The organism is Blastochloris tepida (assembly GCF_003966715.1).
GTDB lineage: Bacteria > Pseudomonadota > Alphaproteobacteria > Rhizobiales > Xanthobacteraceae > Blastochloris > Blastochloris tepida.
In genome coordinates this window covers 2860295-2872269 of sequence record NZ_AP018907.1, presented here as the reverse complement: position 1 = coordinate 2872269, position 11975 = coordinate 2860295, and the positions used below count along the sequence as shown (strand labels likewise).

Sequence of the window (11975 nt, the reverse complement as noted above, 5' to 3'; positions counted from 1 at the left end):
AATCACATGGCCCGCCGTTCCAATGCCGAGCACGCCTATGTCGTCGCCTACGACATCTCCGACCCCAAGCGCTGGCGGCGCGTGTTCAAGACCATGAAGGGCTACGGCCGCTGGCTGCAGCTCTCGGTGTTCCACTGCCGGCTCGATGGCGGCCGCCGCGCCGAGATGGCCTCGATGCTCGAAGACCTGATCGACCGCGACACCGACCACGTCATCATTCTCGATCTCGGCCCGGCCGAGGATGTCGAGCTTGCGGTCGAAAGCCTCGGCAAGAGCTTTCAGCCGATCGAGCGGCGCGCGGTGGTGATCTGACGCGCGCCGCGGCATGCGCGTCGGGCCTGCGGCGGCGATATCCGGCCGTTGGCTCCGCCTGTGAATTCTCGCGAAATCTCCGAGTTCCATAAGGCGAATGCGCAAGACGCGACGGCCCCACGCGTCAGCATCTGGCGCCGTTGGTTTTACGCGGCGTCCGGCGGCTCCTGTCGGGATGCCGGACGCGGCCTTGTCCCTGTTCGGAACCGGGATTTCCCGCGAGCGGACGACGAGGCTCCGCCCTGATCGGCCGGAGTTCGGGTCAGTTGGGCGCCGGAAATCGCCCCACCGGCGATGAGGCGCCCCGCTGCCGGCAGCCGCTGGCATGGGGTGGCCCGGATACGTTCGGTTCAGGAGGGCCGCGGCCCGCCGTTCGGCCGCCTGGACGCGAGCGCTGCGGTGAGGCAGATTTTCCGGGCAGCGCTCGCATCGATGCAAGTCGCGGCAGACGCGAGGCTATTTGACATCGTGAGGACGTTCCAGCAGACTTCGATGCCATCCGGCGGACGTGCCGGCGGCACCGCTCGCATCCCGCGCGGCAAGCCCCGGCCCGGACTTCGGAAATGGCGGGGGCTGCCACTCCCGAGCTTCACGCTCGGGCCTCATTGAAGCAGCCTCTACGAAAGTATGCTCAATTGTCTGATCCAGACGGCCACTCCCGAGCTTCACGCTCGGGCCTCATTGAAGCTAGGTTCTTTGCACGAACCCACGAACCATCAGCAAGACAGGCCACTCCCGAGCTTCACGCTCGGGCCTCATTGAAGCCCCACACAGCGATTTGCGAATAACGGTCGCCGAACTGCCACTCCCGAGCTTCACGCTCGGGCCTCATTGAAGCTCAGTGTTCACAGTCTTGGCAGTCCGTGGCTTGCGTGCGCCACTCCCGAGCTTCACGCTCGGGCCTCATTGAAGCGACTCTTTCAGGTACACCTCTTCTCCGAAGTGCTTGGCCACTCCCGAGCTTCACGCTCGGGCCTCATTGAAGCATATACAAGGCAAGCTGCGCCCATTGCTTTGCTTTCGTCGCCACTCCCGAGCTTCACGCTCGGGCCTCATTGAAGCTGGGCAACGGACAGCGCGAAAATCGGTTCATCTTCCCGCCACTCCCGAGCTTCACGCTCGGGCCTCATTGAAGCCGGAAACCGCGCCCGTCATTGTGTGGGATTTCGAAGAATGCCACTCCCGAGCTTCACGCTCGGGCCTCATTGAAGCGTCATCTGTGGGGTTATCTGTCCGGGGATGTGTGGGGCCACTCCCGAGCTTCACGCTCGGGCCTCATTGAAGCAAGGAGAAGGTCGTCCCGCGGGTGCGGGTTCTGGAGCCACTCCCGAGCTTCACGCTCGGGCCTCATTGAAGCTGCGTCCCCAGAGGCACTGTCGCGCCCTGGATCATAGCCACTCCCGAGCTTCACGCTCGGGCCTCATTGAAGCGCTCGATCTGCGGGCCGGGCATATTGCCGTAGGCGTCGCCACTCCCGAGCTTCACGCTCGGGCCTCATTGAAGCGCAAAAGATGACCCGTCTATACTGCGGCGATTGGCCGAGCCACTCCCGAGCTTCACGCTCGGGCCTCATTGAAGCGTGACAGACCAGGTCTGCTCGCGCAGGCCCTTGGCCTGGCCACTCCCGAGCTTCACGCTCGGGCCTCATTGAAGCCGAACAAGGCGCTGGACATGGCGATCTCCGGTCTGTTCGCCACTCCCGAGCTTCACGCTCGGGCCTCATTGAAGCCCCTTGAGGCCAAGCTGCGACAGCGCGGCGCGGTAGGGCCACTCCCGAGCTTCACGCTCGGGCCTCATTGAAGCTCGCAGGACGCCAGCGCCAGGCGGGTGATGCCGGTGTCGCCACTCCCGAGCTTCACGCTCGGGCCTCATTGAAGCTTGATGAAGCGCCAGTTGCTGTCGTTCGACAGGGTCGCCACTCCCGAGCTTCACGCTCGGGCCTCATTGAAGCGGCCGCACCTCGATGGCCGACTGCTGGCCGGTGTCCTCGCCACTCCCGAGCTTCACGCTCGGGCCTCATTGAAGCCATGATGACGCGGGCGAGCTGCTCAAGGCGGCCATGGGCCACTCCCGAGCTTCACGCTCGGGCCTCATTGAAGCGCGCTCGCCCAAGTCGTGGTGAGCGACGAAGCGCCAACGCCACTCCCGAGCTTCACGCTCGGGCCTCATTGAAGCATACGGAAACCCGCACAATCGTTCTCGACTAACGCGCGCCACTCCCGAGCTTCACGCTCGGGCCTCATTGAAGCTATGATGCTGTTATGCACTCTGTTCATGAGTATACGTGCCACTCCCGAGCTTCACGCTCGGGCCTCATTGAAGCCTTTCGAGCTGTATCTTGCCGTCGAGCCGAGGAACGGGCCACTCCCGAGCTTCACGCTCGGGCCTCATTGAAGCCTCCGGCGGGCAGCCGTACTGGACGGCGAGCGACGCGCCACTCCCGAGCTTCACGCTCGGGCCTCATTGAAGCAACGCCATCCTGGCCGCCTGACGATGTACCGCCCGGGCCACTCCCGAGCTTCACGCTCGGGCCTCATTGAAGCTCGGCAGCGATGCGCTGTGCCGCTTCGGCATTGGCCGCCACTCCCGAGCTTCACGCTCGGGCCTCATTGAAGCCGGACCGACTGGCTGCGGAGAATCGGCGTCAACCCGCGCCACTCCCGAGCTTCACGCTCGGGCCTCATTGAAGCGATAATGGTGACGGCAGCGCCGACGCGCTCCGGGCCTCTGCCACTCCCGAGCTTCACGCTCGGGCCTCATTGAAGCGACTACTTACACCAAGGAATAAAGGGCCGGCTTTTCCGCCACTCCCGAGCTTCACGCTCGGGCCTCATTGAAGCATCACGATGGAAGATGTAGAGCCCAGGTACCTGAGCCCGGCCACTCCCGAGCTTCACGCTCGGGCCTCATTGAAGCGCCGTCGATCCCGTCAGCGCCCGCCGGCCCCGGTGCGCCGCCACTCCCGAGCTTCACGCTCGGGCCTCATTGAAGCTACGACTGGGCGCACTGGGAGCTGACCGACTGGAAAAGGCCACTCCCGAGCTTCACGCTCGGGCCTCATTGAAGCTTTTCGACTCGAATGGCGCCGGGCACAAGACCAAGCGGCCACTCCCGAGCTTCACGCTCGGGCCTCATTGAAGCCGGAAATATCAACCGCCGATCCCTCGTGAACGTACGCCACTCCCGAGCTTCACGCTCGGGCCTCATTGAAGCCCTATCCGCCTCCTCCGGTGTCAGGTAGGCGAGATAGCCACTCCCGAGCTTCACGCTCGGGCCTCATTGAAGCCCAAATACCGAGGCTGAGTAGAAATGGCACGCAATTGCCACTCCCGAGCTTCACGCTCGGGCCTCATTGAAGCGCCGAATTTGTGAATGCAGTATTGATTAATGCGGTCCGCCACTCCCGAGCTTCACGCTCGGGCCTCATTGAAGCTGGACCAAGGTTCGGCGCACGATCTCCGAGACCTTCGCCACTCCCGAGCTTCACGCTCGGGCCTCATTGAAGCATCTTCACCCCGTCACGGGTCCGCGACACCTCGGCGAGCCACTCCCGAGCTTCACGCTCGGGCCTCATTGAAGCAAGCTGTGGGGCGTCCAGGGCCGCAACGTCGTCGTCGCCACTCCCGAGCTTCACGCTCGGGCCTCATTGAAGCGATACAGCCCAGGTCTTTGCCGAGCTCTCCGCCGCCGCCACTCCCGAGCTTCACGCTCGGGCCTCATTGAAGCGGCCTCGCTGAGATTGCTACGGACCAGACTCCATCAGGCCACTCCCGAGCTTCACGCTCGGGCCTCATTGAAGCAGGTAGACGTCGGTGAACTGCAGGCCGCGCAGCTCCTCGCCACTCCCGAGCTTCACGCTCGGGCCTCATTGAAGCCGCGTCAGGGCGCCGCCGGCGGCGATGCGGACGCTGGCCACTCCCGAGCTTCACGCTCGGGCCTCATTGAAGCGGCGATCCCGTCCCGGCAAACTGGGGGCAGCGCGGCCGCCACTCCCGAGCTTCACGCTCGGGCCTCATTGAAGCCGCAAAATCCCCATATCGCGCCTCCCACGCCTCAGCATGCCACTCCCGAGCTTCACGCTCGGGCCTCATTGAAGCGGGACGAGCAATGTCGGCTCATCGAACGCCGATCATGCCACTCCCGAGCTTCACGCTCGGGCCTCATTGAAGCCACGCAAACAGCGGGCGGATGATGTCGTGCTCTTCCCGCCACTCCCGAGCTTCACGCTCGGGCCTCATTGAAGCGAGGCCGACTTCCGCCGCGCGCAGCAGCTGCCGCGCCTGCCACTCCCGAGCTTCACGCTCGGGCCTCATTGAAGCGCCTCAATCTCGCAGAGTGCGAGGCCGACATCGCGGATGCCACTCCCGAGCTTCACGCTCGGGCCTCATTGAAGCTTGGCGTACTCGGCGTAGACGGCGGCCGCTGCGGCCAAGCCACTCCCGAGCGTCACGCTCGGGCCTCATTCACGCCTGACGTGACGCCTGGCTTGCAGCGTCACTTGCGCAGACCGACACGTCCGGCCGCCCGGGCCGCGCAGGCGGCACCGGGCGGTGTCGGTCCGGCTCATTCGACGCTCTCGTCGATCTGGCGCGCCAGCGCCGCCTTGAGGGCATCCTCGATGAAGGCCGCGCGGTCGAGCCCGCTGGCCACCACCACCTCGTCGACCGCCGCCATCAGGTCGGCGTCGAGGGTCAGCTCGATGGTCTTGCTCAGCGGCGCGTCCGGCAGCAGCGGCACCAGCGCCAGCGCGCTGTCCTGGCGCAGCAGCTTCATCAGTTCCGGATCGCCGTGCGCCGCCTCCTCGGCGGACCGCGGCTCGGGCAGCGACTCGCCGCGGTCGATCGCCGCCTCGCACCAGTGGCGCACCGCCTGCGCGGCATCGGCCAGGGCTGCGTCGATGGTCTCGCCGCCGGCGGTGCAGGCCGGCAGGTCCGGCAGCACCACGCGATAGCCGCCGGGGCGGCCGGCGACGATGGCGACATAGCCGGACGGTCGGTGGGCGGCCGAACGCCGGCGTGCGCCGTAGCGGCCCGGGCTCAACTCGACCGGCAGGGCGTCGTAATGGCCGTCTCCGGCCGCCGCGCCGGTCCAACGCCTTCGTTCTCGACCAACCATTTCCCGCATCATGACAACCATCCTATTTTCGGGGGTAATTCCGGGGGTGGCAAACACTCGTGATGAACAGATATGTACTCCGTTCGGGATTGCCAGCCTTTCGGTACGACCAAACCATGGCTTGAGACCCGTCAAAGCCGAAGTACAGAGTGCCGCGCCCGATTCACCTGACTATTACGAGGGCACTTGGCCATTACGAGGGCAATCGGGTGGCGGATCAGTCCCATTAGCAATTGGTTGACGACACAATGACGCGGGCCGCCGGCGGTTCCCGGCGCGGCCCTTCCCAGGCCTGCGTCGAATGCCCGCTGGCGGGCCGCCGGAAGGCCGCGTCCTGCGGCGCGGCTGCTCCGGCTTGGCTGCCGGCCGTTGCGGATGCGGGATGCGTATTCGTCGCGGGTCTCCGGCCGAAATCCCCGTCATATCAGGCGTGTCCGGTCGGGCGGCGCCGTGGCTCCGTGGGATAGACCGGAAACCGCGTGACCGGCGGCACCGGAGCGGTTTCCACTTTTGCGCCGCATGCTCTAAAGCCATCACGCGGAGCGTCCGGCCCGGATACGACGCGGAGCGTCCGGCCCGGAGACGGGCGAACCGGACGCCAGGACCGAACCGCACGTAAAGACCGCTCCGGCCGCCGCCGGAGCGCCCGCCCGCGAGGGGGAGACATGAGCACGCGCGACGCCAACGACATGCCGATCCAGTACGACCCGGCCTTCACGCTCGATGAGCGCGTCGCGGTCTATCGCTGCATCCACACGCGGCGCGACGTGCGCGGCCAGTTCCGGCCCGACCCGGTGCCGGACGAGGTGCTGGCCCGCCTGCTGGAGGCCGCACACCATGCCCCCTCGGTCGGCTTCATGCAGCCGTGGGACTTCATCATCGTGCGCGACCCGGCGGTGAAGCGGAAGGTGCACGCCGCCTTCGCCCAAGCCCACGCCGAGGCCGCCGAGATGTTCGAGGACGAGCAGCGCGAGCGCTACCGCCGGCTCAAGCTCGAAGGCATTCTCGACGCGCCGGTCGGCATCTGCGTCACCTGCGACCGCGCCCGCGCCGGCAAGGTGGTGCTCGGCCGCACCCACCAGCCGGAAATGGACCTCTACAGCGCGGTGTGCGCGGTGGAGAATCTGTGGCTCGCCGCCCGTGCCGAGAATCTCGGGGTGGGGTGGGTGTCGATTCTTGATTATGACGCGCTGCGGCAGGCGCTGGGCATCCCGCCCGAGATCCAGCCGATCGCCTATCTGTGCGTCGGCGCCGTCACCCACTTCTACGCCAAGCCGGAACTGGAGGTGACGGGCTGGCGGCGGCGGCTGCCGCTGCACGACCTCGTCTGGTTCGACGGCTGGCACAAGCGCACCGGCAAGGAGCCGCTGCTCGACGCCATCGGGTGAGCGGGAGCCGGCGTCGTCCCGGGCAAGCGGCGCGAGCCGCGCGACCCGGGACCGTTTGCGGATAGAGGCCCTTGTCCTGAAGACGATCCCGGGTCTTGGAACGGCGAACTGTGCTTTGATGGGTGCACCGGCTCGGGGTGGCCACCCCGAGCCGGTGCGGGCGGCACGCCGTATCCCGGGTGAGCCTTCGAGGCCGTCGCGAGCAGAAGCGGCCGTCCGTCCCAAGCCAACCCGAACAGTTGCACGGGGCTTTTGACCCCGCTTCCAAGCCTGGGATGCTTGCCATGCTGCCACACCCGACGCCGTTTGCCACCCACCTTGTGGGCATCGATGTCTCCAAGGACTGGCTCGACATCGCCTTCGACGACACCAAGGTCGAGCGCGTCGATAACACCCCCGCGGCTCTCCAGCGCTTGGCCAGGCGCCTGGTGAAGGCCGGGCTCACCACCGCCGGCCTGGAGCCGACCGGCGGCTATGAACGCCTGGCGGTCGCGGTGCTGCGCGAGGCCGGCCTCACCGTGCTGCAGGTCGACAGCTGGCGCTGCCGCCAGTTCGCCAAGGCCTGCGGCCAGCGCGCCAAGAGCGATCCGCTCGACGCCCGCATCATCCGCGCCTTCATGCTGCATCACCCCTGCCGGCCGTTCCCGGAGCCCTCGCAAGCGCAGAGCGACCTGACCGCCTGGGTGCGCGAAATCACCCGCGCCGAGGCCGACATCCGCCGCCTGGAGAACCGCAAGGCCCACCCCACCCTGGCGGCCATCACCGCCCGGCTCGATGCCGAAATCGCCGCCCTGCGCGAGACCGTCGCCGCGGCCGAACAGGCCATCGAGGCGTTGATCGCCGCCGATCCGGCGATGGACGCCAAGGCCAAGATCATCACCTCGGTGCCGGGGATCGCCAACAAGACGGCCCGCGTCCTGCTCGCAGAAGCTCCCGAACTCGGCCGGTTCACCCCCCGCCAAGCCGGTGCCATCGGCGGCTGCGCACCCTATCGCAACGACAGCGGCAAAGCGCGGCGGCCGGCCCATATCGAGGCCGGACGCCGCGCGCTCAAGCGCGCCTGCTATCTCGCCGCCTTCGCCGCCATCCACTGGAACCCGTGGGCCAAACAGCTCTACGCCGACCTCAAAGCCCGCGGAAAACCCGCCAAGGTCGCCCTCATCGCCATCGCTCGAAAGCTCCTGACCATCCTCAACGCCATGATTCGAGACAACAAACCCTGGCGAGACCCCAAAACCGCATGACAGTTGCTCGCTCACGCTCGCCCGGGACGACGAGTCATGGAATACCGCCGATCACGCCTCACCGCTCCGCCAGCGCCAGCCTGGCGCCGAGCGCCACGAAGGCCGCGGCGAACGAGCGGCGCAGCCACGCCATCACGCTCGGCCGGCCGACGACGTAGGTTCGGGCCGCCGCCGCGGCGAAGCCGTAGAGCACGAACACCGCGAACGTCATCGCCATGAACGCGCCCGACAGTTCCAGCATGCGGGCGACCGGGTGCGGCTCGCCGGCCGCGACGAACTGCGGCAGGAAGGCAAGGAAGAAGATCGACAGCTTGGGGTTCAAGAGGTTGATCAGCACGCCGCGCACGATGATGCGGCGGGCCGGCAGATCCTCGGCCGCATCCACCGCCAGCGCCCCGCTCTCCTTCAGCGTCTGCCACGCCATCCACAGGAGATAGGCGACGCCGGCATATTTCACGGCCTCGAAGGCGACGGCGCTGGCATGCAGCAGCGCCGCGAGGCCGGCGATGGCCGCGGCGATGTGCGGCACGATGCCGAGCGTGCCGGCAAACGCGGCGATGACGGCGGCGCGCCGGCCGCGCGCCAAGCCATAGGCCAGCGTGTAGAGCACGCCGGTGCCGGGCGAGGCGACGATGATCAGCGCGGTGATGAGGAATTCCGGCGACATGGATGGGCTCGTTTCTCAGGCGGCTAGAGCATCCGCCGATCTGATTGAACCAAGCAGACGCGGCTTAAGTCCTCGATTTGTCGCATTCTCTTTCGCAAAACCGGTTCCCACTTTTGCGGAGAATGCTCCAGCGGGATCAGGCCGGGGGGAGGGGATCGGTGTCCGACACGATGTCGTTTTCGAACGGGGCGAACTCGTCGAGAATGGCGGCGCGGGTGCGCGCCTCGATGCGGCGATAGGCGGCCACCACCGCCCGGCCGAGATCGGTGAGCTGGGCGCCGCCACCATGGACGCCGCCGGCCGAGGCGACCACCAGCGGCCGGGTGAACATGCTGTTGACCTCATCGACCAGCAGCCACGCCCGCCGGTAGGACATGCCCATCGTCCGCCCGGCGGCCGAGATCGAGCCGGTGCGGCCGATCGCCTCCAGGAGGTCCATCTTGCCCGGGCCGATGCGCTTGTCGCCGACCAGCACGATGCGCAGCCGCGGTACCGCGCGGGCCAGCGGTCCCGTCGCCGCGCGCACCCTCTCGGTCTTCGCCATCGACCTGACCGGCATGATCCCTCCCGAGGTCCGCCTCCCAAATTTCAAATCAGTATAGCGCAAACCCGCCGGGGCTGCCTGCAGCCGGGGGGGCCTGCGGCAGGGGCTTCCTCAGGCATGCCCGCCCGGCGGCGGATGCCGCGATTTGCCGGCAATCCGGCAAGGGAATCCTAAGCGCTCTGCCGCTATTTTCACCGTGTGGCGGCCTCGGGAGCCGCCCCGCGGTGGGCGCGGGCCGGATGACATCCACGCGGGCCACCTGCGGCTGCGGAGGGGAACGCATGAGCGCTGCGACGGAACGGGTGTCCGAGCCCCTGGTTCTCGGCGATCTCGCCGCCATGGACGCGGAGACGCCGGTGCGCTGGGGGCAGGTGCTGTTGAAGACCAATGCCGGGCTGCGGCGCGGTCCGGTCACCGCCGAGGTGTTCATGGCGCCGGACCGGTCGCGCTTCCGGGTGGTGGACACCGCGGGCCGCACCGAGTTCCTGTCCAGCCTGCAATTCTGCCGGTTCGTGCTGGAACTGCGCTCCACCGGCCGGTTCGAGTTCGAGCGCAAGCCCAAGCCCAACGCCACCATGCTGGGCGACGAGCCGGCCAAGGAGAGCGCCGGCAAGGATGCCGCTGGCAAGGATGTTCCTGGCAAGGATGCTCCTGGAAAGAACGGCGCGAGCAGGGGCGAGGCCGGCACGGCGGAGGCGACCTCGGTGTTCGCCGTGAAGCGCCGCCCGCACCACCTGTCCCGCAACGGCGACCACTGATACGAAATCCGGCTGATCAAGCCGGAGTTTCGTATTCCGTTCGCCGAAAATCCCGTTATCGAACAAGGGGTTTTCGGCGAGACTGTTTCCGGTTGATCCCTGCGGATACCGGAAACGGCTTCGCCCGGCATCGCCGGCCGGCACTCAAGAACTCCAGCGCCCAAACGAAACGCCGGCCCATCGGGCCGGCGCTGACATGTTGCAATCAGGATGCGCTTCGCGGTGGCCGCGCGGCGCGATTGCCGCCCCGCGCGGACCACACCGGGCTCAGCGCCGTCCACCACCCCGTCCGCCGCCACCACGGCCTGCCGCCCGACCGCTGGCACGCGGCTGGGCGCGGGCGGCCGGTCGTGGACGGGCCGCAGGCCGTGCCGAGGGACGCTGCTGGCGGGCTGCCGGACGCTGCTGCGGACGCGCCTGACGCTGCTGCGGACGCGCCTGACGCTGCTGCGGACGCGCCTGACGCTGCTGCGGGCGCGCTTGACGCTGCTGCGGACGCGCCGCCGGACGCTGTTGCGGCCGGGCTGCGGGACGGTCGGGACGCGCCGCGGGGCGGTCGGGCCGCGCCGCCGGTCGATCCGGCCGGGTGGCAGGACGATCGGCGGGACGGTCGGGACGCGCGGCGGGGCGATCCGGCCTAGCCGGAAGATCGGGACGGCCGCCAGGACCACCCGGGCCGCCAGGACCGCCTGGACGATCCGGACGAACGCCGGGACGGTCGGGTCCGCCGCCGGGTCGGTCGCCGGGACCGCCACCAGGACGGTCGGGAAGGAGACCGGGACGGTCGGGACGGCCAGGACCACCAGGGCCACCCGGACCACCGGGGCCGCCAGGACGATCAGGACGAAGGCCGGGACGGTCGGGTCCGCCGCCGGGTCGGTCGCCGGGGCCACCAGGACCACCCGGTCCGGCGCCGGGACGGTCGGGAAGGAGACCGGGCCGGTCGGGACCGCCAGGACCGCCGGGGCCACCCGGACCGCCGGGGCCGCCCGGGCGATCGGGACGGAAGCCGGGACCGCCGGGCCCACCGGGACGGTCGGGCCGGAAGGGCGGGCGCGGCGGCGGGCCGCCGGGCCGGCCGGGCCGCCATGCGCCGGGCGGCGGGCCACCGGGACGGCCGGGACGCCATGCCGGCCGGTCGACCCAGATGTTGTTCCAGCGCCAATTGTTCCAGTTGTTGCGGCCCCACCAGCCGCCGTACCACGCCGAGCCGACCAGCACCGCGGTGCCGAACAGCAGCGCGCCGGTGGCGAAGGTGTCGAACACCACCGAGGAATCATAGACCGGCACGTAGATCCGTTCCGGGTCGGCCGGCGAGATATAGATCGTGCGTGTGCCGCTGTCCTCGCGCGTCGTCACCACCTGCTGCGGCGTCGAGGCGAGGTTGCCGGCCTTCTCGGCGCGCGCGCGCAGCACCTGGATGACCGAGGCGACGTCGGCCGGCTGCAGCGCGAACGCCGCGCCCAGCGCCTGGGTCCAGTCCAGATTGTCGGCCAGCATCTTCAGTACGTCGGGAAAGCGCGCCAGCGCCTTCACCGAATTGTCCCAGGTCTGGGCGTCGACGCCGCTGAAGTCGCCCTTGGCGATCGCGTCGCGGTTGGCGTCGAGCCAGCGGTCGGCCTGGATGATCTGCACCGGATAGGTGGTGGCCGGCAGGATCAGCGCCACCAGCGGATCGGGGTAAAGGGCGATCGGCCCGAGCAGATATTCGAGATCGGAGAGCGTATAGACCTTCTCCGCCGGCGCCGTCTGATCGGGCGCTGCCGGCGATCCCGGCGCCGCCGGCAGCGGCAGCGGGGTCGGCGCCTGCGCCGGCTCGGCCGGCGGGCTTTGCGCGAAGGCCGGCTGGATGACCGTCACCCAGCCGAACATCGCCGCCACGGCAACGCGGGCGCGTTTGCCGGTCCAGTACCGGGCGTCGTATTTGTTTCTGCTCACTGGCAGCCC

General features: G+C 68.4%; 8 protein-coding genes and 1 CRISPR repeat array. Of the genes, 4 read left to right on the top strand and 4 right to left on the bottom strand.

Annotated features, from left to right (window positions below):
- The first annotated feature begins 6 nt into the window (after window positions 1-6).
- Entirely contained in the window at window positions 7-312 is a 306-nt protein-coding gene (cas2, locus tag BLTE_RS13015; RefSeq protein ID WP_126401103.1) for a CRISPR-associated endonuclease Cas2, read from the top strand.
- Window positions 313-887: 575 nt separating this feature from the next.
- A CRISPR array of direct repeats spans window positions 888-4781; the repeat unit is 37 nt; unit sequence GCCACTCCCGAGCTTCACGCTCGGGCCTCATTGAAGC.
- Window positions 4782-4875: 94 nt separating this feature from the next.
- On the opposite strand, the gene BLTE_RS13010 is transcribed toward cas2, so the two are convergent.
- The gene (locus tag BLTE_RS13010; RefSeq protein ID WP_160140610.1) at window positions 4876-5439 is read right to left on the bottom strand and encodes a type II toxin-antitoxin system HicB family antitoxin; all 564 of its coding nucleotides are present in this window, start codon (window positions 5437-5439) and stop codon (window positions 4876-4878) included.
- 653 nt (window positions 5440-6092) lie between these two features.
- Here BLTE_RS13010 and bluB point away from each other — a divergent pair.
- Together bluB and BLTE_RS13000 are read left to right on the top strand one after the other, a co-directional pair.
- On the top strand, window positions 6093-6815 hold the full coding sequence (gene bluB / locus BLTE_RS13005) for a 5,6-dimethylbenzimidazole synthase (RefSeq protein ID WP_244599991.1): 723 nt from the start codon (window positions 6093-6095) through the stop codon (window positions 6813-6815).
- Between the two features lie 275 nt (window positions 6816-7090).
- Window positions 7091-8059, top strand: a complete 969-nt coding sequence (locus BLTE_RS13000; protein WP_126400477.1) for an IS110 family RNA-guided transposase — start codon at window positions 7091-7093, stop codon at window positions 8057-8059.
- Between the two features lie 58 nt (window positions 8060-8117).
- On the opposite strand, the gene BLTE_RS12995 is transcribed toward BLTE_RS13000, so the two are convergent.
- Complete coding sequence (locus BLTE_RS12995; RefSeq protein WP_126401101.1) at window positions 8118-8726, bottom strand: LysE family translocator; 609 nt, start codon at window positions 8724-8726, stop codon at window positions 8118-8120.
- Between the two features lie 136 nt (window positions 8727-8862).
- Entirely contained in the window at window positions 8863-9285 is a 423-nt protein-coding gene (locus BLTE_RS12990; protein WP_342211493.1) for a winged helix-turn-helix domain-containing protein, read from the bottom strand.
- A gap of 266 nt (window positions 9286-9551) precedes the next feature.
- Here BLTE_RS12990 and BLTE_RS12985 point away from each other — a divergent pair, with 266 nt between their 5' ends.
- Window positions 9552-10028 (top strand): hypothetical protein, encoded by a 477-nt coding sequence (locus BLTE_RS12985; RefSeq protein WP_126401100.1) that lies wholly within the window; start codon window positions 9552-9554, stop codon window positions 10026-10028.
- A 267-nt stretch (window positions 10029-10295) separates the two neighbouring features.
- On the opposite strand, the gene BLTE_RS12980 is transcribed toward BLTE_RS12985, so the two are convergent.
- Window positions 10296-11966, bottom strand: coding sequence for a DUF3300 domain-containing protein (locus BLTE_RS12980; protein WP_126401099.1), 1671 nt, complete (start codon window positions 11964-11966; stop codon window positions 10296-10298).
- Window positions 11967-11975 lie beyond the last annotated feature (9 nt).

Coding starts and splice junctions, on each gene's coding strand:
- cas2 (WP_126401103.1), top strand. CDS start 7: ATGGCCCGCCGTTCCAATGCCGAGCACGCCTATGTCGTCGCCTACGAC.
- BLTE_RS13010 (WP_160140610.1), bottom strand. CDS start 5,439: ATGATGCGGGAAATGGTTGGTCGAGAACGAAGGCGTTGGACCGGCGCG.
- bluB (WP_244599991.1), top strand. CDS start 6,093: ATGAGCACGCGCGACGCCAACGACATGCCGATCCAGTACGACCCGGCC.
- BLTE_RS13000 (WP_126400477.1), top strand. CDS start 7,091: ATGCTTGCCATGCTGCCACACCCGACGCCGTTTGCCACCCACCTTGTG.
- BLTE_RS12995 (WP_126401101.1), bottom strand. CDS start 8,726: ATGTCGCCGGAATTCCTCATCACCGCGCTGATCATCGTCGCCTCGCCC.
- BLTE_RS12990 (WP_342211493.1), bottom strand. CDS start 9,285: ATGCCGGTCAGGTCGATGGCGAAGACCGAGAGGGTGCGCGCGGCGACG.
- BLTE_RS12985 (WP_126401100.1), top strand. CDS start 9,552: ATGAGCGCTGCGACGGAACGGGTGTCCGAGCCCCTGGTTCTCGGCGAT.